Source organism: Sphingobium fluviale, assembly GCF_004122115.1.
GTDB classification, from domain to species: domain Bacteria; phylum Pseudomonadota; class Alphaproteobacteria; order Sphingomonadales; family Sphingomonadaceae; genus Sphingobium; species Sphingobium fluviale.
Window position 1 is genome coordinate 146,610 of sequence record NZ_SBKP01000005.1, and the last position, 19,058, is coordinate 165,667.

At 61.4% G+C, this 19,058-nt stretch carries 24 protein-coding genes; 13 read left to right on the plus strand and 11 right to left on the minus strand.

The genetic code is table 11. From position 1 onward, the window contains the following. Window position 1: 1 nt before the first annotated feature. On the plus strand, window positions 2–208 hold the full coding sequence (locus EQG66_RS07270) for a formate dehydrogenase subunit delta (protein WP_245987926.1): 207 nt from the start codon (window positions 2–4) through the stop codon (window positions 206–208). Between the two features lie 172 nt (window positions 209–380). Here the strand turns inward: EQG66_RS07270 and EQG66_RS07275 are convergent, their stop codons facing one another. Continuing rightward, window positions 381–836, minus strand: coding sequence for a hypothetical protein (locus EQG66_RS07275; RefSeq protein WP_129403920.1), 456 nt, complete (start codon window positions 834–836; stop codon window positions 381–383). 304 nt (window positions 837–1,140) lie between these two features. Here EQG66_RS07275 and EQG66_RS07285 point away from each other — a divergent pair, with 304 nt between their 5' ends. The 8 genes from EQG66_RS07285 to EQG66_RS07320 all read left to right on the plus strand — a co-directional run bounded on the left by EQG66_RS07285 (window position 1,141) and on the right by EQG66_RS07320 (window position 6,203). After that, window positions 1,141–1,839 carry a S24 family peptidase gene (locus tag EQG66_RS07285; RefSeq protein WP_129403976.1) on the plus strand — a complete coding sequence of 233 codons (699 nt, stop codon included), beginning with the start codon at window positions 1,141–1,143 and terminating at the stop codon, window positions 1,837–1,839. A gap of 69 nt (window positions 1,840–1,908) precedes the next feature. Beyond that, window positions 1,909–2,586: an MBL fold metallo-hydrolase gene (locus EQG66_RS07290; protein ID WP_129403922.1), complete on the plus strand. Its 678-nt coding sequence runs from the start codon at window positions 1,909–1,911 to the stop codon at window positions 2,584–2,586. Between the two features lie 6 nt (window positions 2,587–2,592). Next, window positions 2,593–2,961: an iron chaperone gene (locus EQG66_RS07295; RefSeq protein WP_129403923.1), complete on the plus strand. Its 369-nt coding sequence runs from the start codon at window positions 2,593–2,595 to the stop codon at window positions 2,959–2,961. A gap of 149 nt (window positions 2,962–3,110) precedes the next feature. Further along, on the plus strand, window positions 3,111–3,290 hold the full coding sequence (gene rpmF / locus EQG66_RS07300) for a 50S ribosomal protein L32 (RefSeq protein WP_129403924.1): 180 nt from the start codon (window positions 3,111–3,113) through the stop codon (window positions 3,288–3,290). A 29-nt stretch (window positions 3,291–3,319) separates the two neighbouring features. Next, window positions 3,320–4,366 (plus strand): phosphate acyltransferase PlsX, encoded by a 1,047-nt coding sequence (gene plsX, locus EQG66_RS07305; protein WP_129403925.1) that lies wholly within the window; start codon window positions 3,320–3,322, stop codon window positions 4,364–4,366. Then, a complete protein-coding gene (locus EQG66_RS07310) occupies window positions 4,366–5,334 on the plus strand; it encodes a beta-ketoacyl-ACP synthase III (protein WP_129403926.1) in 969 nt (322 codons plus the stop codon). The genes plsX and EQG66_RS07310 overlap by 1 nt, the downstream gene beginning before the upstream one ends. Window positions 5,335–5,469: 135 nt before the next feature. Then, on the plus strand, window positions 5,470–5,766 hold the full coding sequence (locus EQG66_RS07315; protein WP_129403927.1) for an integration host factor subunit alpha: 297 nt from the start codon (window positions 5,470–5,472) through the stop codon (window positions 5,764–5,766). Window positions 5,767–5,825: 59 nt separating this feature from the next. Further along, entirely contained in the window at window positions 5,826–6,203 is a 378-nt protein-coding gene (locus EQG66_RS07320; RefSeq protein WP_129403928.1) for a MerR family transcriptional regulator, read from the plus strand. Between the two features lie 4 nt (window positions 6,204–6,207). On the opposite strand, the gene EQG66_RS07325 is transcribed toward EQG66_RS07320, so the two are convergent. Genes EQG66_RS07325 through EQG66_RS07335 form a run of 3 tightly spaced genes read right to left on the minus strand, consistent with a single transcriptional unit; the run spans window position 6,208 to window position 9,982 of the window. Continuing rightward, entirely contained in the window at window positions 6,208–6,753 is a 546-nt protein-coding gene (locus tag EQG66_RS07325) for a SixA phosphatase family protein (RefSeq protein WP_129403929.1), read from the minus strand. Then, window positions 6,750–9,509 carry an ATP-dependent DNA helicase gene (locus EQG66_RS07330; protein ID WP_129403930.1) on the minus strand — a complete coding sequence of 920 codons (2,760 nt, stop codon included), beginning with the start codon at window positions 9,507–9,509 and terminating at the stop codon, window positions 6,750–6,752. The genes EQG66_RS07325 and EQG66_RS07330 overlap by 4 nt, the downstream gene beginning before the upstream one ends. Before the next feature lie 50 nt (window positions 9,510–9,559). Further along, window positions 9,560–9,982, minus strand: a complete 423-nt coding sequence (locus EQG66_RS07335) for a PilZ domain-containing protein (RefSeq protein ID WP_129403931.1) — start codon at window positions 9,980–9,982, stop codon at window positions 9,560–9,562. Between the two features lie 167 nt (window positions 9,983–10,149). Between EQG66_RS07335 and EQG66_RS07340 the strand changes: the two genes are divergently transcribed. Continuing rightward, complete coding sequence (locus EQG66_RS07340; protein WP_129403932.1) at window positions 10,150–11,793, plus strand: lysine--tRNA ligase; 1,644 nt, start codon at window positions 10,150–10,152, stop codon at window positions 11,791–11,793. 44 nt (window positions 11,794–11,837) lie between these two features. Here the strand turns inward: EQG66_RS07340 and EQG66_RS07345 are convergent, their stop codons facing one another. The 3 genes from EQG66_RS07345 to EQG66_RS07355 all read right to left on the minus strand — a co-directional run bounded on the left by EQG66_RS07345 (window position 11,838) and on the right by EQG66_RS07355 (window position 13,781). Continuing rightward, on the minus strand, window positions 11,838–12,359 hold the full coding sequence (locus tag EQG66_RS07345; RefSeq protein ID WP_129403933.1) for an RcnB family protein: 522 nt from the start codon (window positions 12,357–12,359) through the stop codon (window positions 11,838–11,840). A 142-nt stretch (window positions 12,360–12,501) separates the two neighbouring features. Then, entirely contained in the window at window positions 12,502–13,248 is a 747-nt protein-coding gene (locus EQG66_RS07350; protein ID WP_129403934.1) for a prolyl hydroxylase family protein, read from the minus strand. Beyond that, window positions 13,245–13,781, minus strand: coding sequence for a (2Fe-2S)-binding protein (locus tag EQG66_RS07355; RefSeq protein ID WP_129403935.1), 537 nt, complete (start codon window positions 13,779–13,781; stop codon window positions 13,245–13,247). The genes EQG66_RS07350 and EQG66_RS07355 overlap by 4 nt, the downstream gene beginning before the upstream one ends. Before the next feature lie 316 nt (window positions 13,782–14,097). Between EQG66_RS07355 and rpsU the strand changes: the two genes are divergently transcribed. Beyond that, a complete protein-coding gene (rpsU, locus tag EQG66_RS07360) occupies window positions 14,098–14,304 on the plus strand; it encodes a 30S ribosomal protein S21 (RefSeq protein WP_129403936.1) in 207 nt (68 codons plus the stop codon). 67 nt (window positions 14,305–14,371) lie between these two features. Next, window positions 14,372–14,932 carry an FKBP-type peptidyl-prolyl cis-trans isomerase gene (locus tag EQG66_RS07365; RefSeq protein WP_129403937.1) on the plus strand — a complete coding sequence of 187 codons (561 nt, stop codon included), beginning with the start codon at window positions 14,372–14,374 and terminating at the stop codon, window positions 14,930–14,932. Between the two features lie 317 nt (window positions 14,933–15,249). On the opposite strand, the gene lepB is transcribed toward EQG66_RS07365, so the two are convergent. From lepB to pyrE, 4 genes are read right to left on the minus strand one after another with little or no spacing between them, the layout of a single operon-like run. Continuing rightward, entirely contained in the window at window positions 15,250–16,101 is an 852-nt protein-coding gene (lepB, locus tag EQG66_RS07370) for a signal peptidase I (protein WP_129403938.1), read from the minus strand. A 17-nt stretch (window positions 16,102–16,118) separates the two neighbouring features. Then, window positions 16,119–16,529, minus strand: a complete 411-nt coding sequence (acpS, locus tag EQG66_RS07375; protein WP_129403939.1) for a holo-ACP synthase — start codon at window positions 16,527–16,529, stop codon at window positions 16,119–16,121. Then, on the minus strand, window positions 16,526–17,251 hold the full coding sequence (locus EQG66_RS07380) for a pyridoxine 5'-phosphate synthase (protein ID WP_129403977.1): 726 nt from the start codon (window positions 17,249–17,251) through the stop codon (window positions 16,526–16,528). The genes acpS and EQG66_RS07380 overlap by 4 nt, the downstream gene beginning before the upstream one ends. 8 nt (window positions 17,252–17,259) lie before the next feature. Then, the gene (gene pyrE / locus EQG66_RS07385) at window positions 17,260–17,847 is read right to left on the minus strand and encodes an orotate phosphoribosyltransferase (protein ID WP_129403940.1); all 588 of its coding nucleotides are present in this window, start codon (window positions 17,845–17,847) and stop codon (window positions 17,260–17,262) included. Window positions 17,848–18,039: 192 nt separating this feature from the next. Here pyrE and coxB point away from each other — a divergent pair, with 192 nt between their 5' ends. Further along, window positions 18,040–19,041 carry a cytochrome c oxidase subunit II gene (gene coxB / locus EQG66_RS07390; RefSeq protein ID WP_129403941.1) on the plus strand — a complete coding sequence of 334 codons (1,002 nt, stop codon included), beginning with the start codon at window positions 18,040–18,042 and terminating at the stop codon, window positions 19,039–19,041. Window positions 19,042–19,058 lie beyond the last annotated feature (17 nt).

The following is a 19,058-nucleotide window of genomic DNA, read 5'->3' on the forward strand; positions in this document are numbered from 1 at the left end:
CATGAACGTTGACACGCTCGTGATGATGGCGAACCAGATCGCCCGCAATCTTGCCGCGAGGGGTGAAGAGGTGGCTGTGGCCGCAGTGGCTGAGCATATCCGTGATTTCTGGGACCCGCGGATGATCAAGGCGTTGCACGAAGCCGCGCGTGACTCACTTGAGCCGATCGCCCGTGCAGCGCTTACGCGACTTGGGGATAGTGGCTGATACCAGCTGTGATCGGTCACAATCAGTGCAGCTTGGTATAAATCAGCTGCCACTGGCACAATTACTGCTCTCTATTCTTCAGCCATCCACTGAGAGGTTTCTTCCGTGTCTACACTGACTGGAGCACGTCAGAAACCTTCCAGCAGGCTTCTGTCGCTATAGTGAAGGGAGCTCACCAGTCCTCCACCGTCAGCACGGTGATTCGTAGCGTAAGGCCTTCCGCCTGCGCCTGATGGCCCTTATCAGTACAGTCTTGATCTGCTGTGTCTTCGCGCTTGTTCGTTTCGCGTAGCCATTCGTCGACGCAGGCGTCAGCCACTATATGCCCGGCAATAGCGAATTCGGCCTCCGGCAGACATTCGGCAAAGCGCGCTGCGCGCTCCGGGGCATCTTTTCCAGCAAAGCGCAGAATCACGCGGTGCTGCGCTCCGATGAAGGTCGCGCTTGCCCATGGGCGCGATGAACTGGCAATAATGGACATATCCGATCCGGCAAGCTCAGAGAGCTGTGTTATCACCCGCACATGCGGATCGCGGCGTGGCTGGCGTGGCCAGTCGCGGGAGCGCAGGCGCTGACGGTTGCGTGTCGATGGGACTGAAAGCTTGGGTTGAGTCTGAGGGCGAGTCATTGGCTGATAGCTCCATTTTGGAATATGTTCATGAAATGTTCTATCTTTTGGATCATTCTGGGGCTAGGCTCCCTTCCATTTCTTATGTCGAACACGAGTCGCGGGTCTCGCACCGCGTCCCGCCCGAATCGAGTAGGAGCCATCCCAGTGTCACGCAGAAAGGACTCAATTTTCCTCAATATGGGCATCAGTTTTCCTCCACTTTCCAGTAGCTTGCTTATGGTGAGTCGACAAATAGGAATAATCCTATATCCAGAGGGAAATCCAACATGTCTAGGAAATTTCTTGAATGTATGGTGCCGAAATGGATGAGAATGCGCCGCGCCAGTTCCTCGCAAGGCTGATTGCGGACCGGGGCGAGAATTATGGGGCGCTGTCTCGCCTGATCGGGCGTAATGCGGCCTATATTCAGCAGTTTATAAAGCGAGGTAGCCCGCGCAGGCTGGGCGAGGAGGATCGCAGGCTACTGGCGCGCTATTTCGGCGTGGACGAGGCGCTGCTGGGCGCTCCAACCCCTGATTCGCCACCGCATATGCTGTCAGACGATCGGGAAAATTCGAGGATATTTCCTAGACTTGGGGATATGGTATCCATACCCCGCCTGTCTGTCGAGGCCTCCGCGGGGCATGGCGCGCTTGCCGGGGCGGAGGATGAGAGGGGCACCATCCATTTTGACCGGCACTGGCTCAAACAGCTCGGTTTATCCCCGGAAACTCTCTCCATTATCGATGTAAAAGGTGAATCGATGGCGCCTACACTCGGCAATGGTGACAGCATCATGGTCGATCGTGCCGAAGGCGCGGACCGGCTGCGCGACGGCGTCTATGTGCTGAGGCTCGATGATGCGCTGATGGTGAAGCGTGTCTCGCTCTCGCCCAAGCGTGGCAAGGCTGGGCTGACCATATCGAGCGACAACCCGCACTATCCTACATGGGCGGATGTGGCTCCTGCGCTGGTTGATATTGTCGGCCGCGTGGTATGGAGTTGCAAGCGACTGGTGTGATAGCGTGATTTGGACCATGCCGGGCACTAGGTGGTTGCAAGCAGCGCATTACTGACGCACATCGCAGATATGACAGATGCACCTCAGCAGGCCGAGCCGCCGTTGCGCGCGGCGATTATTCCCGTCACTCCGCTCCAGCAGAATTGCACGTTGCTGTGGTGCACTGTCACGATGCGCGGCGCGTTCGTTGACCCTGGTGGCGATCTGGACCGGCTGAAAGCCGCCGCGCGCGAGCAGGGTGTGGCTATCGAGAAGATTCTCGTGACCCATGGCCATATCGACCATTGCGGGCAGGCGGGGGTGCTGGCCGCAGAGCTGGGCGTGCCGATCGAGGGGCCACACGAGGACGACCGCTTCTGGATCGCCCGGCTGGAGGATGACGGCCGCAAATATGGCGTGGAGGGGAAGCCGTTCGAGCCGGATCGATGGCTTCACGGCGGAGATACGGTGCAGGTGGGGGAGCTGACGCTTAATGTCATCCATTGCCCCGGCCACACGCCCGGCCATGTGGTGTTCCATCACGCGCCCTCCCGCCTCGCGATAGTGGGAGATGTGCTGTTTCAGGGCTCGATCGGGCGGACAGACTTCCCGCTCGGCAATCATCAGGATCTGATCGACGCGATCACGCAAAGGCTGTGGCCGCTGGGGGATGATGTGGCATTTGTGCCGGGCCATGGCCCGATGAGCAACTTCGGGCATGAGCGCGCGACCAACCCCTTTGTGGGGGATCGCGCGCTGGCGGAATAACAGGTCATGACGGTTGACGAGTATATCGTGGCCAGCCCCGATGTTGCCCGGCCGATATTGCGGCGGATCAGGGAGATGGCGGTTGTGCTATGTCCCGATGCGCACGAGACGATCAGCTATAAGATGCCCGCGTTGCGGCAGGGCAGGGTGTTCCTCTATTATGCGGGCTTCAAGCATCATATCGGGATATATCCGCCAGTTAAGGCGCCAGCGGAGCTAGTGGAAGCGCTGAAGCCGCATCGCGGGCCGAAGGGTAATCTGCAGTTCCGCTATGCGGATGGCATCCCCTATGATCTGGTGGAGCGGGTGATCCTTTCGCTGCACACGGAATATGCGTCTGGTGCTGCGTCGGCAGGCGCCGAGAGCAGACAATAACTCTTGCCCTCCGGCAAAAACCCGCTATAGGCGCATGACTTCGCGACAACCGGGTGCCTTGGCGCAATCGGTTCCGTGTCGGCCTTGCCGATGCTGAGCCTTCCCAGACGTCGCATCAACTGATTACAGATACGGATACAGGTGCCGATATGGCTGTCCCGAAGCGGAAAACATCTCCATCCAAGCGCGGTATGCGCCGCAGCCATGATTCGCTGAAAGTGGAGGCATTCCAGGAATGCTCCAACTGTGGCGAATTGAAGCGCCCGCATCACATTTGCCCGGCATGTGGCCATTATAACGGCCGCGAAGTTATCGCCGTCGGGGCCTGATCGGGGCCACTGACATTCAGGGGGACCATGTGAACCGCAAGCCGCATATCGCCATAGACGCGATGGGCGGCGATGAAGGCGTGCGCGTCATGATGGCGGGCGTAGCCGAGGCGCGTCGACGGCACGACGGCCTGCGCTTCACCCTCTTTGGCGATGAGGCGCGGATCAAGGCCGCGCTTGATAATCACCCCAATCTGCGCGCCGCATCCGAGATCGTCCATACCGATGGCGTGGTCGATGCGAGTGAAAAGCCCGCTGCTGCCATTCGCCGCGCTAAAAGTACCTCCATGGGACTCGCGATCGAAGCAGTGAAGAAAGGCGATGCGGGCGCCGCAGTTTCGGCCGGCAATACGGGTGCGCTGATGGCGATGGCGAAGCTGGCGTTGCGCACAATGGCAGGGATTGACCGGCCTGCGCTCGCCGCGCTGTTGCCTACGCTGGGTGACAATGATGTGGTGATGCTCGACCTTGGAGCGAACACCGAATGCGACGCGCGCAACCTTGTGCAGTTCGCGGTGATGGGCGCGGCCTATGCTCGCGCAGCGATGGAGCTGGAGAGGCCCCGCGTTCGCTTGCTCAATATCGGCACTGAGGATTTGAAAGGCACGGATGAAATTCGCGATGCCGCGGCCATATTGCGGGCCAGCCCACAGCTCGCGATGCAGTTTGACGGGTTTACCGAAGGCGACAAGCTCGCGCGCGGCGAGGCGGACGTGATTGTGAGTGATGGTTTTTCCGGCAATATCGCGCTCAAGACTGCTGAGGGCACTGCGCGCTTCGTGACGGATCTGCTGCGCAAGGCTTTCACCAGCTCGATCCGGTCCAAAATCGGTTTCCTCATTTCCAAGCCGGCGATGCACTTGCTGAAACATCATTTGGACCCGAACCAGCATAATGGCGCAGTGTTCCTGGGCCTCAACGGCGTAGTGGTGAAAAGCCATGGCAGCGCAAACGCGGCCGGGGTCGCCAACGCAGTCCATGTCGCAGCGCGCCTGCTGGAGGCCGATATAACGCAGCGTATCACCAGCGATCTGGCGCGGATCGATGCGCTTGGAAAAATGGAGCTCGCTTCCTGATGATCCGTCGTTCGGTCCTGCTGGGCACAGGTTCTGCCTTACCAGCGAAATCCGTTAGTAACGCTGAGCTGGCAGAACGGGTAGACACCAGCGACGAATGGATTCGCGAGCGCACCGGCATCGCCAACCGCTATATTGCGGACGAGAGCGAGACAACCTCCTCCCTCGGCACGGCGGCCGCGCGCGCGGCACTGGATGCCGCGGGGGTCCAGCCGCAAGCAATAGACCTCATAATCCTCGCCACCGCCACGCCGGACCAGACCTTTCCCGCGAGCGCCACAAAGGTTCAGGCGGCGCTGGGCATAAATGACTGTGTGGCCTTCGATGTTGCGGCTGTATGCTCCGGCTTTCTCTATGCGGTCAGCGTGGCGGATAGCATGATCCGCTCCGGCGCAGCCAATACGGCGCTGGTGATCGGCTCGGAGACGTTTTCTCGCATCTTAGACTGGGAAGACCGCACGACCTGCGTGCTGTTCGGTGATGGCGCGGGTGCAGTCGTGCTCGGAGCTGAAGAGAGTAAAGACGGCGCACGCGGAATTCTTGCTACAAAGCTACATGCGGACGGGCGGCACAACCAGCTGCTCTATGTCGATGGCGGGCCGTCAACCACCGGCACCGTCGGCAAGCTGCGCATGAAGGGGCAGGAGGTGTTCCGCCACGCTGTCACCAACCTTGCCGCCGTGCTGCGCGAGGTGCTGGATATGGCAGGCGAGAGTGCGGACAATATTGACTGGGTCGTGCCGCATCAGGCCAATGCCCGCATCCTTGATGCTACTGCGCGCAAGCTCGGCCTTGCGCCTGAAAAGGTGATCGTCACGGTCGATCAGCACGCCAATACATCCGCCGCATCCGTGCCGCTTGCGCTCGATGTGGCGGTGCGGGATGGGCGCATCAAACCGGGTGATCTGGTGGTAATGGAGGCTATGGGCGGTGGCTTTACCTGGGGCGCTTGCCTGATTCGGCTGTAATAATTGTAAATTCCCCCTGATTTCGCTCCGATTTGATGCAATTTTAGATCAATTTCACGTACCGCACTTGCAAATAAGGGCGGCTTGGGGAATCAAGTGCGCAATTCTAGGTGGGAAGAAGAGAAAGAACCATACATGGGGGGCAGAGAAACGCTCACGCGCGCCGATCTTGCAGAAAGCCTGAACGGGAAAGTTGGCCTTTCCCGTGCAGAGTCTGCGCGCATTGTTGAATCGATACTTGATATGATGTGCGACGCGCTGGCCCGTGGCGAGAACGTCAAGATTTCCGGTTTTGGTACGTTTGTGCTGCGCGACAAGTCTGAGCGGGTTGGCCGTAATCCCAAGACTGGCGTTGAGGTGCCGATCACTTCCCGCCGGGTGCTTACCTTCCGCCCCAGCCAGATCATGCGTGAGCAAGTCTCCAAGGGCTGAATCGCAAGTATGTGCGCTGAGTGATTGACGGGTTCGGAGTGCCGAGTAAAGTGGCGCACATGACCAAACAATCCGGTGCCTTCCTGACCATTGGCGAGCTTTCAGCCGAGCTGAACGTGCCTCAGCACATTCTGCGCTATTGGGAGACGCGCTTTCCGGCGCTGCGCCCGCTCCAGCGCGCAGGCAATCGCCGCTATTACCGGCCGGACGACGTAGAGCTGGCCCGGCTCATTCACAGACTGCTGAATGTCGAAGGCTATACCGTGCGCGGCGCACAACAGGCGCTATCCAGTAAGGCAGGTGTAAAGGGGCGCAAGACTGAACCTGACGATGTGGAAGCTGTTGCGCATACGCAACAGCCGGCAGGGCAACCCAGCGCTGACCTTATACCCAGCCTGTTGTCTATCCGTTCAAAGCTGGTCGTCGCACTGGACTGAGCGTTTAGTCCGTGTCTGGCCCCAAGGACGAATCAAGATCACGCGGGCGGGTGAGCGCAGCGAGGCGTACACCGCTCTTGCTGTCAAGCATGGCCCAGTCGTCTCCCTGCCATTCCAGCACGGCGAGCGAGGCAGTGGGCAACTTCTCCTCGACCAGCGCGCGCAGCGGCGATGCGCTGTCATCCGCCACCAGTTCCAGGATCAAATCCTCCAGCCCCGGATTATGCCCTGCCAGCATCAGCGTATCGATGCCCGTCTCCGTCTCGCGGATGATATCGAGCAGGGTGGCCGCCGAGGAAAGGTAGATGCGCCGGTCCCATTCCGGCTCAGGCAAAGCGCTTATCCCTTCGCGGAAGCCTTCCAGCGTCTGCATCACACGCACGGCGGGAGAGGCGATCAGCCGTTGGACCCTCAGTCTATCTGCTGCCGCTTTGCGCCCCATCATAACAGCTGCGCGCACACCCTTGGCATTCAGCGGTCGATCGAAATCCCGCAGCTCCGGGTCATCCCATCCCGATTTGGCGTGGCGTAGCAGGATCAGCGTTTTCATTTATTGAGCATCCTCGATTCATCCTCCTGATGCACCAAAGACGTTGCAAATCCAAGTCGTTCGCTCACCGTAATTACCGCGTCATCCAAGGTGATGCGCCGGATCGGGACGCCGGGTGGAAAGGCGCTTAGCAAGCGGCTCGGCATTGCGGCGGAGAGGATGACGAAAATCCCCTTGTCATTGGCGCGCCGGATGAGGCGGCCAAAGGCCTGCGCCAGGCGGGCGCGGATAATCGCGTCGTCATAGGCGTTACCGCCGCCGTCTTCCGCTCTGGAGGCGAGCTTGCGCGCGGCGTGCAGCACCGTGGGTTTGGACCACGGCACCCCTTCCATGATCAGTAGGCGCAGCGAATGACCGGGCACGTCGACACCGTCGCGCAGAGCATCAGTGCCGAGCAGTGAGGCGCGCATGTCGTCACGGAAGATATCGACCAGCGTACCGGTGTCGATGGGGTCAACGTGCTGGGCATAAAGCGGGAGGGATGCGCGCGCCAGCCGGTCCGCGATGCGGGCGTGGACGGCGCGAAGACGACGGATCGCGGTGAACAGGCCGAGCGCGCCTCCGTTTGACGCCTCGATCAGGCGCGCATAGGCGCCAGACAGGGCGCCGATGTCTCCGCGCTTTACATCGGTGACTATCAAGACCTCGGCTTGTGAAGCATAATCGAACGGGCTGGCCGCCTCGAACCGCTGGACTGGCCCCTCGACGTGCGCAGCGCCGGTGCGTGCTTCGGCCCGCGCCCAGCCCTCGCCAACGCTGCCGCGCAGGGTGGCGGAAGTCAGTAGTGCGCCGTGCGCGCCTTTCAGCACGGTTTCGGCGAAGGGGCGGGTGGGGTCGAGCCAGTGGCGATGCAACCCCATGTCATATTCGCGCCCCTCGAACCGGTCGACCGCCAGCCAGTCGACGAAATCCGGGTCGCCGGGGCCGCCGATGCGGGCGAGCAGGGCGAGCCAGCCGGAGAGTAAATCCGTCCGCCATTGCATCGAGCCGATCGCGCCTTCGATCCGCGCGCGTGCTGGGCCGTCCATCCAGTCTGGCCCGTCAGCAAGGATCGCTTCCAGCCTTTTGCCGAGGCGGTTGAGGGGCTTCAACAAGCTGTCGAGCGCGGCGGCGGCGTTCATCGCGGCCTCAACCAGCGCGCCATCTGGTTCGGCCAGCTCTGCCTCCAGCCCATAGCCCGCATCGGCATCCGCGGCCTTGCCATCCTCGGCGCGGGCGAAGACATGCGCGCGCACGGCGCACAACAAATCCTCGATCGGGCCGAACGGTTCGCCATGCACCACACGCTTCAGCCATTCGTCGGCAGGCAGCAGGCTGGCTGCATCGCGCGCCTGATTGATCGCGGCAGCGCCCTCGGCATCATAGCTGGCGACATCGGCAAGGCGGGCGGCAAGTCCGCGCCTGCGCCCACGCGATCCGCCCTCCGGCCCGATGACCCAGCGACGCAACTCTATCGTTTCCTGCCCGGTCAAGGCTACTGCAAAGGTCGAATCCGCGGCGTCGAAGATGTGGTGCGCCTCATCGAGGATCAGGCGGGTGGGTGCGCCGCCATCGTCTCTCCCGCGTGCGGCGTTGATCATCACCAGCGCATGATTGGCGATGACAATGTCCGCCTGCGCCGCGCCGCGCACGCTACGCTCGATGAAGCATTTGCGGTAATGTGGGCAGCCGGCATAGACGCACTCGCCCCGCCGGTCGGTCAGCGCGGTGGAGCCGTTGCGTCGGAACAGCGTGGGCAGCCAGCCAGGCAGATCTCCGCCGACCATGTCGCCATCCTTGGTATAGGCCGCCCAGCGCGCGACGAGCTGGGCGAGGATCGCCGCACGACCGGAAAAGCCTCCCTGCAGCGCGTCCTCAAGGTTGAGCAGGCAGAGATAATTCTCGCGACCCTTGCGGACCACGACCTTCCCCCCCGCGCTACCGGGGTTCTCTCTCAGTCGCCGTGTCTCGGCATCAAGCTGGCGCTGCAGCGCCTTGGTGTAGGTAGAGACCCAGACGGTGCCGCCCGCCTGCTCCGCCCATAATGAGGCGGGGGCGAGATAGCCCAGGGTCTTGCCGATACCAGTGCCGGCCTCGGCGAGCAGGATATTGGGCCGGTCCCGCGCCTGACGAGGGGCGAAGGCTGCGGCAGCGGATTGCGCGTAGGCTCGCTGGCCGGGCCGGGGTTCCGCGCCCGATCCGGTCAGTGCCTCCAGCCGTGCCTCGATGGCGTCCGGGTCGGGCGTATAGGCGCGCGGGGCAGGGCGGGGCGCGCCTTCCTCCCATTCCGGCAGGCGGCTGAACAGCCAGCGGTCCTTATCGTCTGGCCGTGCGATCAGCGGGCCGACAATCGGTGCCCAGGGCCAGCGCAAACGCTGCAATGATTGCGCAGACAACCACGCGCCCTCGCGCTCGCGCCAATCCGGTTCGCCAAGCCGGGCCAGCAAGGCGCCCGTTGCCGCTGTCAGCAGAGCGGGGATGTCTTGCTCTCGTTCAGGTTCAGTCAGGTCAAGTGCGCGCGCCAACCCGGAAGGCGTGGGAACCAGAAACCGTGCGGGGTGGATGAAGGCCCAAAGTTCGAGAAGATCCAGGCCCGACAGCGCATCATAGCCCAGCCGCTGGCCGGTGAGCGGTGCATTCAAAACGAGCACCGGCGTTTCGGCGGCGGCAGACACCGCCTCGCCGCGCGATACCGCTCGCGCCTCGCCCCCCGGCTCGCACAGCCAGATGCCAGCGTGGCTGGCGTGGAGCGCGGGCAGGGGAGGCAGCCGGTTCATCAACCCGGCATAGCGCCTCGTCCAATTGCTTCAATGCTTTTGAGAAGAAATCAGAGGCCTCTGCGGCCAAAACCCCCGGTCGCGCGACGCAAGGCGCTGGGCGCGGGATTCTGAATATGCGGCGCGGGTGCCGAAGCGTAGACGCGCGGCGTATGCTTCTGCCGTACCTCATGCTCCACTACGGCCTGTTGCAGCCGCGTATAGAGCGGGCCATCGTCCAGCATGAATGGAAAGCGTGCGCCGATGCGGTCGTCTTCCGCCCAAGCGACAATGCCGAACACGATCTGCCCCTCATAATCGATCTGGAACTGCGCTCCCTTGGGCAGCGATATGCCCTCGATCAACGCGCCATGCTCGGTGAGATTGCGCAACATCGCATCGGTGGAGACAAGCACACTGTCTATGCGCACCGGTATGTCCACCGGAATGCGCAGCTCGCGCTTATATTGGGCCTGACTCTGCGATGCGTGCATGATGGGATTAGCATAGCCCCAGATGCTTAATTGCCGGTAAACCGTGATACAGGTATGCCTGTAGAAAGGGCTTAAACTTATGTTCAAGGCCGCTGTTGTTGCTGGTCGCACCGCTAGGCGAAAAAACCGGTTCCCACTTTTTCGCGCGATGCTCTATGGGGGCGCGTATGACTGACACCACGACATTGCGCGAAGCCGCCCTCCTTTCCAAAGCCTGGCCGCATGAAGAGGCGCGTAAGGTTCTGAAGCGCCTGGCTAACGCTACGCCCGCCAAGGGCTATGCGCTGTTCGAGACCGGCTATGGTCCTTCAGGCCTGCCGCATATCGGCACGTTCAACGAGGTGCTGCGCACAACGATGGTGCGCAAGGCGTTCGAGGAAATGTCTGACATCCCCACGCGCCTGATCGCTTTTTCGGACGATATGGACGGGCTGCGCAAGGTGCCGGACAACGTGCCCAATCAGGAGATGCTGAGGGAGCATCTTGGCAAGCCGCTGACCGCCATCCCCGATCCGTTCGGCAAGTATGACAGCTTTGCCGCGCATAACAATGCGATGCTGCGGGAGTTTCTGGACCGGTTCGGTTTCCATTACTCTTTCCATAGTGCAACGGAGTTGTACAAATCAGGGGCGTTTGACGACGCGCTGCGGAACGTCTTGCGTAACTATCAGAAAATAATGGATATTATGCTCCCGACATTGCGGGCGGAGCGCGCGGCGACCTATTCTCCGGTGCTGCCCGTCAGCCCTCGATCCGGTGTGGTGTTGCAGGTGCCGCTGGAGGTGGTGGACGCTGAAAGCGGCATCGTGCGGTTCGAGGACGAAGGCGCACAGGTAGAGCATTGCATCCTTTCCGGCGGGGCCAAGCTGCAATGGAAGGTTGACTGGGCGATGCGCTGGGTCGCGCTGGATGTCGACTATGAGATGTATGGCAAGGACCTGACCGACAGCGGCGTGCAATCCGGCAAGATCGCGCAGGTGCTGGGAGGGCGGAAGCCCGAAGGGCTGATCTATGAGATGTTCCTCGATGAAAAAGGGGAAAAGATCAGTAAATCAAAGGGTAATGGCCTGTCTTTGGAAGAGTGGCTGACTTATGGCAGCGAAGAAAGCCTCGCTTTCTATGCTTATCGCGAGCCGAAGAGCGCCAAGCAGCTCCACATCGGCGTGATCCCGCGCGCAGTGGATGAGTATGAGCAGTTTCGCGGCAATTATGCGTCCCAACCGCTCGACAAGCAGCTTGGCAACCCGGTGCATCATGTTCATGCCGCGCGGGGAGAGGCTGTGCCCGAACAGCCGCTGCCTGTTTCCTATGGCTTGTTGCTGAATCTCGTTGGGGTACTTGGAGCCGAAGCTACTGAGCTTCAGGTCCGAGGTTATTTAGATAAGTTGCTGGGTAATAACCCCAATATCAGATCAACGTCGCCAGCAGAGGCAGAATTCATTAATAACACCGAGGTGTTTGCAGACGATTATCTGGGAAAACTAATACTTTGCGCGCTGGCCTATAACCGGGATTTTGTTGCGCCGACATTAAAGCGGCGGAAGCCGGAAGCGCACGAGGCCGGTGCGTTGGCGGAGCTGGACGCACAGCTGGGCGCGCTTTCCGAAGATGCTTCGGCGGAGGACATCCAGAACATCGTCTACGCGATCGGCAAAGATCCGCACTATGGGTTCGAGCAACTGCGAGACTGGTTCAAGGCGCTGTATCAGACGCTATTGGGGGCCGATCAAGGTCCGCGCATGGGCAGCTTCATCGCGCTCTACGGCATAGAGAATAGTAGGCGGCTTATCGCGGAAGCTCTGTCGGCATAGGAAAATCCGCCCGGATTTCTCCGGGCGGTCTTCCGCAAAGCTCCTTACCAGAAGAAGCGGTGGTAGACGTCGATCACCCGGCCACTGCGCAGATCGATCAGCAGCACGTCGTCATAATGGCGCACCCAGCGGGCATAGCCCGGTGCGTGCGGCAGACGATAGCGCCACGGATCGTTCACATAATAGCGCGGCGCATAATAGACGCGGTCGACGCGCACACCACGATCCCAGTGGCGATAGCGGTACGGCGCGCTCCAGTTGCCGCGTGAATAGACGCGGGGGTTATCGCGCCGGTAATCGCGCAGTTCGCGGGAGTAGCGGTGCTCCGCGCGAGCAACATCGCGCCGTTCCTCGCGAATGTCGCGGCGGTCGCCCTCGCGATAGGCTTCACGCAGTTCGCGCCGCTCTTCGCGTACATCGCGGCCTGCCTCGCGCACATCCTGGCGGTCATCGCGCCGTTCTTCACGCCGTTCCTGACGCCAGTCCTGCGCGTTCGCGGCCATGGACAGGGTCATTCCAGTCAGCGCGGTGGCGGCCATCGCGGCGGAAAGTATCAGTTTACGCATAGTCGTTCTCCTCATTCCTTTCGGCGGGCAATGCCGTGCCGACAAGAAGGTTATTGCCGAGTCGTGCTGAACGGAGCGGGAATGGAAGGTTCAGCGAACAGAAAGGGTGATGAGCAGTTGAGGTTAACGCCTGGACGCTTTTTTAGAGCCAGGGTCGCTCGCGGAACCACAGGGTCAGCACATATTTGACGCCTGCTTCCACTGGCCTTGCATAATGGGCGCTGTCTGTGTTGGGCGCTCCATCGCGGTCCATATTGTTCCATAAGAGCAGCGCACCTTGCGAGGGGATTATGGAAAGGCCGGTGGTGACGAACTGCGTTTCGCCTCCCGCCTCTACGGTATTGCAATAGAGCATTGCAGTCCAGGTTCGCTGCCCGCCCATGTCGCGCATTTGCGGCCAGAAGGTGTCGTTTTGCGGGAAGTAATCCCAATGCGGTTTATATTCCTGCCCCGCCGTATAGCGTTGGCCCTGCAACGTTTCGGTGAAGCGCGGTTCGATGCCCATCAGGGCGCAGATGCGCTCCGTGATGGTGGTAACGAGCGGGTCTGCGCGGTCCATGTGGCAGCTGTGGCTGGTGCGATATTCCGGCCCCTGTGTGCCGGAGAAGAGGATAGAGGGCTGCGCACCTGCGTCGATCATTGCGCACAGGGCTGCGCACTCGGCGGGCGTCGCGAAATGGGGCCGAAGGAACAGGTCGAGCCGCGCATCGCCCAGCCGCTCTATCATCGGGTTACGGGCGAGCTTGGCGCTGACCTGCCGCGCGATATGCGCGCGCGCCGCTGAGGGTTGGTCGGCATCATCCGGGAAGGGGCCGTCCTGTCGTATCGTCGGGGGCTGGGTTGCTTGCTTCGAGGCGCCGAAGAACGGCAGGCGCGAGAGCAGGCTCATGTGGTAGGCTCTGCTTGGGTGGCGGCTCGCGGCTCGGCTTGTGTGTCCGGGGTGGCGGGACCGGCGGGAGCCGGGCCTGAGCCGTTCATCATCGCGCTCGCCCGGCGAATCGCGGCGCGAATGCGCGGATAGGTGCCGCAGCGGCAGATATTGGTGATGGCGGCGTCTATGTCCGCGTCAGACGGCGCGCGGTTCTTTTTCAGCAGGACGGCGGCGGCCATGATCATGCCCGGCTGGCAATAGCCGCATTGGGGCAGGTTCGCCTCGATCCACGCCTGCTGCACCGGGTGGCTGCGATCGGTGGAGAGCGCCTCGATCGTCGTGACGAAGCGCCCCTCGCACGCGGCAATCGAGATACGGCAGGAGCGCACCGCTTGCCCATCCACATCCACGGTGCATGCGCCGCAATCGCCGGTGCCGCAGCCATATTTGGTGCCGGTCAGGTTCGATGCATCGCGCAAAGCCCACAGGAGGGGTGTCTCCGGATCCATCAGGTAGCGCACCGGGCGGTCGTTCACGGTAAAGCTCGTCATGATGCGCTTATGGCTTTGAGCGTGGTTCGCTCGCAACAGTTATATGCATGATCCGAAACAGGCAGCTTTGCTGCGTTTCGGAGGTTCGGGTGGGGGAGAGGGCTGGTACGGCATATCCGCGTGAGCGGATCACACACGCACCAAAAATCAGGAATCATCTTGATGTTAATCCTGTTCGCTGGTAGGGCGCGCCGATCACGACGCAGCTTGTTGCTTGCGGCGCTATGTTTTTTGTTGTTTTTAATATGTTATTTCGGCTGTGTGTATGGCGAGTAAGTCGCCCTCCAGCCATGCTAGATTGGAGCAAGACGGCCTTATGCAAATCATCGTCCGCGACAATAATGTCGATCAGGCACTTCGCGCGCTCAAGAAAAAGCTGCAGCGCGAGGGCGTGTATCGGGAGATGAAGCTGCGCCGTCACTACGAAAAGCCGTCGGAAAAGCGCGCCCGTGAAAAGGCCGCTGCCGTGCGCCGCGCCCGCAAGCTGGAGCGCAAGCGCGTGGAGCGCGACGGCAGCCGCTAAGCTGGAGACGATGCGGGCGTGATTGCCCGCATTTCTTGTTCCGTTCCGCTATATCAGGGCCTTGTCCATGTCTATCACAGCTGTCCCGCTTCGTCCTGTCGCTAAATGGTCGCTGACCCGCCTGTGGGTGGGCGTCGGCGCTATAGCGCTCGCTGCGGCGGGCCTTGCCTATGCGGGGCAGCGTAATGTGGTGCCATCTGCAGCCGCCTATCTCGCAAAAAACGGCAAAGAGGCGGGCGTGATCACCACGGATAGCGGCCTGCAGTATAAAGTGATCCGCGAAGGCGAGGGGCCAAGCCCCACGGCGGGCGACATCGCGCTGGTCGGCTACACCGGGACGCTGACCGATGGTACGGTGTTCGACCAGAGTGAGCAGGCGGCGATGCCGGTCGATGGCGTTGTGCCTGGCTTTGCCGAGGGTTTGCAACGGATGAAGCGCGGCGGCGAGTATCAACTCTTCATTCCCCCCGCATTGGGCTATGGCGACAAAGAGTCCGGCCCGATCCCGGCCAACTCTCTGCTGATTTTCAGCGTGAAGCTGCTCGATTTCAAATCCCGCGCCGAGATCATGGCGATGCAGCAGCAGATGCAACAGATGCAGGGCGGCGGCGAGGCTATGCAGCCCTGATTTCCGGGCTGGGGTAGGTTTCGACTTATCCCACCGTCATGCTGAACTTGTTTCAGCATCCATTGTGCGGCAGGCTCAATTCTGGAGCGCGCTGCGTTAAATCTGACGCAAGATGTGCGCTCTAACTTTTTGTTGTCGCATCGTTTTTTTCCAAAAACCGGTTCCCACTTTTGCGCACGATGCTCCAAGATCGAGCAGCAACCGCGCATCTTGAACTCTGCGAAATATCAGTATCGGGCGAAGCCCGCTCCCTCAGTTGCGGGAGACCGTGAGGCTTGATGGATGCTGAAACAAGTTCAGCATGACGTTATGGTACGTCAGTTTCCCCCTTCGGCATGCAAACTTGCGCCCGCCCTGCCGCCGCGCAGGGATGTCCACCAGCTCAGCGGATTCCAAAGGCTCGTTGTGCCGTCCACCGAAAAAGTGATGAACTCCGCCCGCCCGCCGATGCTTTCAAATGGCACAGGGCCACCCAAGCCCCGTTCGGCCAGCGTCGCGCGGCTGTCCGCGCTGTTGTCTCGGTTGTCGCCCATCAGGAATAGATGGCCTGCGGGAATTTTCTCCGGGCCATACCAGTCCAGCGCGCTGGGCCCGACATCGATGACCTGATAGTGGCGGCCATTGGGCAGCGTCTCTTCGCTGACCGGCAGGCGGCAATAGCGCTTGCCATCCTGCCCGGCCACCAGCGCGCCGGGAAACTGCCCGGCGGGGCAGGGGGCGTTGGCGTCGACAGGCAGCATCAGCGGCGGCAGAGTTCGTTGCGGCACAGGCACGCCGTTCAGGATCACGGTCCCGCCGCGGATCTCGATCGTGTCGCCCGGCAGGCCGATCACACGCTTGATATAATCTTCGCGGCTGTTGCGGGGCGTAACGATAACGACGTCACCGCGCTCAGGCAGCTGGCTCATCACACGCCCTGGCATAAAGGGCAGCGGATGAAAGCTCAGCGACACATAGGACCAGCCATAGGGATATTTGCTGACTACCAGACGGTCGCCTTTCAGGAGCACCGGCATCATCGATTCGGAAGGGATATAGAAGGGCTTGGCAATGAAGCTGTGGAACCCCAATACGCAGAGCAGGAGTACCGCGAGGCTCTTGAACTCGGCCCACCAGTCTATGCCGGAACGGGCGGGTGGAGCGACGGCGCTACCAGCAATATGGTTCATATCCGAATCATTCCCGCTCACGCCGCGGCATCCGGCACCGCTTCCAATATAACGAACGCCTGCGCAAATGGATGATCATCGGTGAGCGTGAGATGAACAAGCATGCGGTGGCCGGGCGGAGTCATCGCCGCAAGGCGCGCGGCGGCGCCGTTGGTCAGTTCCAGCGTCGGGGCACCCGATGGCGCGTTGACCACGCCGATGTCGCGCATATAGACGCCATGGTTGAAGCCGGTGCCTATCGCCTTCGAGAAGGCTTCCTTGGCGGCGAAGCGTTTGGCCAGCGTGCCGGCCTTGGTGAACGGGCGTCTGGCGGCCTTCGCGCGTTCCGTGGCCGTGAAAACGCGCAGCTCGAACCGCTCGCCGTGCCGCTCCAGCACCTTGGCCAGCCGGTCAATGTTGCAGAGGTCTGAGCCTAAACCCACTATCATCGCGCGGCGTCCATATGCGCGCGCATGGTGCGGATGGCGTCGGCCAAGCCGGTGAAGATCGCCTCGCCGACAAGAAAATGGCCGATGTTGAGTTCGCGGATCTGCGGGATCGCGGCGATCGGCCCAACATTCTCAAAGGTAAGGCCATGGCCTGCATGCGGCTCGATGCCGTTGCGCGCGGCGAGGGCGGCGGCATCCGATATGCGGCGCAACTCGTCGGCGCGCGGCTGGCCATCGAGATGCGCATAACGCCCGGTGTGGAACTCCACCACCGGCGCGCCCAAGCGGATGGCGGCATCGATCTGCGCCACGTCCGGTTCTATGAACAAAGAGACGCGCACGCCGGCATAGCCCAGCGCACGTACCATCGGGGCGAGCGCATCGAACTGCCGCGCGGCGTCCAGCCCGCCCTCGGTCGTCCGCTCCTCGCGCTTTTCCGGCACGATGCAGGCGGCGTGCGGCTTGTGGCGCAGCGCGATCTCCAGCATCTCGTCCGTCGCTGCCATTTCGAGGTTCAGCGGCACGGTGAGCGCGGCCATCAGGCTGGCGATGTCCTCATCGCGTATATGGCGCCGGTCTTCGCGCAGATGGGCCGTAATGCCGTCCGCGCCTGCCTCAACGGCCATCAGCGCGGCGCGCACCGGATCGGGAAAATCGCCACCGCGCGCGTTGCGGATCGTCGCGACATGGTCGATGTTGACGCCTAAGCGCAGGGGCGGCAGCGCGGCCACTATACGGCGTTTTTGCGGCTTCCCGGCTTGATGCCGGGGGTTGCGGCCAGCTCTGGTGGCAGGGCATCAGGCTCATAAACTGGAAAATTCAGCGACACTAGAGGATAGAAGGGCACGCCCAGTTCCGCTTCGCCTGCCGAGCGATCGACCAGCGCAGCTTCGGCGAGCACGATGCCGCCCTCGGCTCGTACAGCTTTCATCGCTTCGCGCGATGACAGGCCGGTGGTCACTACATCCTCAACCAGCAGCACCTTCTGCCCCGGCTCGATGGCAAAGCCACGCCGAAGAGTGAACTGCCCCTCCGGCCGCTCCAGAAAAATTGCGTCCACACCCAGAGCGCGGCCCATTTCATGGCCAATGATGAGACCACCCATCGCAGGCGAGACGACCAGATCTATCTCGGCTTTCAGATCGCGCGGCAGTTTTTGCGCCAGCGCCAGCGCCAGTCTTCCCGCGCGTTCGGCGCTCATCAGCACACGTGCGCATTGCAAATAATAGGCGCTGTGCTTGCCCGATGAAAGGACGAAATGCCCTTCAAGCAATGCTTCGGCTGCACGGAATTCTGCCAGTATCGCGTCTTCGTTCATTTACCTTGAATCCGTTTCATTTTCCGCGGTGCAGATAGGGGGGTTGGGTAGCTGATGCAACCATGAAGAAAAACCCCTTTTGCGGCTTGAGCCTGCTGGCAACCATGCCTATAAGCCCGCCAGTTACGTCCCTGCGACAATGCGTTGCGGTAGAGGGGGCAAGGCCTAAGGGGAACGGGGTATCATACGCCTATGAATATCGTGAAATCATTGCTTGCGGCGGGATTGCTGGCACTGGTGCCGGCGCTGGCTGGCTCTTATCCGGCTATGGCGCAGGAAGCTGCTGCACCTGCTGCGGCAGTCGAATCGATGGCCGCTCCGGCTGATATTGCTGCCGCTAATGCTGCCGCCCCCGCTGCGGAAAAGGTGGCCGCTCCTGAGCGTATGAAGCCGACAGAAGGCATCGGCATGCCCTCGCCGGGCGAATATACGATCCAGAAGCAATTCAGTCCGACCGGCCGCGAGGCGCTGTGGATGCATGATGCGCTGCTGCTGCCGATTATCACCGTGATCTCGCTGTTCGTTCTCGGCCTGATGCTCTATATCGTCGTCCGGTTCCGCCGCGCGGCCAACCCCGTTCCGTCCAAGACGGCACACAACACCTTTATCGAGATCGTCTGGACCGTGGTTCCAGTCCTGATCCTCGTGGTGATCGCGGTGCCTTCGATCAGCCTGATTGCCGAGCAATACAAACCCGCGCCCAAGGATGCGTTGACGGTTAAAGTCACCGGATATCAGTGGTATTGGGGCTATGAATATCCCGATCAGGGCATACCGGAATATGTGTCGAACATCCTGCCGCCCGAAAAGGCTCTGGAAAATGGCGAACCGAACCAGCTTGCGGTGGATAACCGTCTGGTTCTCCCCGTTGGCCGCCCGATCCGTCTTATAATCACTGCGGCAGATGTTATTCACAGCTTTGCTGTCCCATCACTCTGGTTCAAGATGGACGCGGTGCCGGGCCGCCTCAACGAGCGCAGTATCTTCATCGAGAAGCCGGGCGTCTATTACGGTCAGTGCTCAGAGCTGTGCGGCGTGAAGCACGGGTTCATGCCGATTGCCATCGAGGCGCGGCCTGTGGCCGAGTGGGAGCAGTGGGTCCGTTCGCAGGGCGGCGATCCCACAGCCAAGGCTGGTGCTGAACCGGCCAAGACCGCCGATACAGCCGCGCCAGTCGCGCCCGCCAAGATTTGATATAAGGGTCTCTTCAT

Coding starts and splice junctions, on each gene's coding strand:
- EQG66_RS07270 (WP_245987926.1), top strand. CDS start 2: ATGAACGTTGACACGCTCGTGATGATGGCGAACCAGATCGCCCGCAAT.
- EQG66_RS07275 (WP_129403920.1), bottom strand. CDS start 836: ATGACTCGCCCTCAGACTCAACCCAAGCTTTCAGTCCCATCGACACGC.
- EQG66_RS07285 (WP_129403976.1), top strand. CDS start 1,141: ATGGATGAGAATGCGCCGCGCCAGTTCCTCGCAAGGCTGATTGCGGAC.
- EQG66_RS07290 (WP_129403922.1), top strand. CDS start 1,909: ATGACAGATGCACCTCAGCAGGCCGAGCCGCCGTTGCGCGCGGCGATT.
- EQG66_RS07295 (WP_129403923.1), top strand. CDS start 2,593: ATGACGGTTGACGAGTATATCGTGGCCAGCCCCGATGTTGCCCGGCCG.
- rpmF (WP_129403924.1), top strand. CDS start 3,111: ATGGCTGTCCCGAAGCGGAAAACATCTCCATCCAAGCGCGGTATGCGC.
- EQG66_RS07310 (WP_129403926.1), top strand. CDS start 4,366: ATGATCCGTCGTTCGGTCCTGCTGGGCACAGGTTCTGCCTTACCAGCG.
- EQG66_RS07315 (WP_129403927.1), top strand. CDS start 5,470: ATGGGGGGCAGAGAAACGCTCACGCGCGCCGATCTTGCAGAAAGCCTG.
- EQG66_RS07320 (WP_129403928.1), top strand. CDS start 5,826: ATGACCAAACAATCCGGTGCCTTCCTGACCATTGGCGAGCTTTCAGCC.
- EQG66_RS07325 (WP_129403929.1), bottom strand. CDS start 6,753: ATGAAAACGCTGATCCTGCTACGCCACGCCAAATCGGGATGGGATGAC.
- EQG66_RS07330 (WP_129403930.1), bottom strand. CDS start 9,509: ATGAACCGGCTGCCTCCCCTGCCCGCGCTCCACGCCAGCCACGCTGGC.
- EQG66_RS07335 (WP_129403931.1), bottom strand. CDS start 9,982: ATGCACGCATCGCAGAGTCAGGCCCAATATAAGCGCGAGCTGCGCATT.
- EQG66_RS07340 (WP_129403932.1), top strand. CDS start 10,150: ATGACTGACACCACGACATTGCGCGAAGCCGCCCTCCTTTCCAAAGCC.
- EQG66_RS07345 (WP_129403933.1), bottom strand. CDS start 12,359: ATGCGTAAACTGATACTTTCCGCCGCGATGGCCGCCACCGCGCTGACT.
- EQG66_RS07350 (WP_129403934.1), bottom strand. CDS start 13,248: ATGAGCCTGCTCTCGCGCCTGCCGTTCTTCGGCGCCTCGAAGCAAGCA.
- EQG66_RS07355 (WP_129403935.1), bottom strand. CDS start 13,781: ATGACGAGCTTTACCGTGAACGACCGCCCGGTGCGCTACCTGATGGAT.
- rpsU (WP_129403936.1), top strand. CDS start 14,098: ATGCAAATCATCGTCCGCGACAATAATGTCGATCAGGCACTTCGCGCG.
- EQG66_RS07365 (WP_129403937.1), top strand. CDS start 14,372: ATGTCTATCACAGCTGTCCCGCTTCGTCCTGTCGCTAAATGGTCGCTG.
- lepB (WP_129403938.1), bottom strand. CDS start 16,101: ATGAACCATATTGCTGGTAGCGCCGTCGCTCCACCCGCCCGTTCCGGC.
- acpS (WP_129403939.1), bottom strand. CDS start 16,529: ATGATAGTGGGTTTAGGCTCAGACCTCTGCAACATTGACCGGCTGGCC.
- pyrE (WP_129403940.1), bottom strand. CDS start 17,847: ATGAACGAAGACGCGATACTGGCAGAATTCCGTGCAGCCGAAGCATTG.
- coxB (WP_129403941.1), top strand. CDS start 18,040: ATGAATATCGTGAAATCATTGCTTGCGGCGGGATTGCTGGCACTGGTG.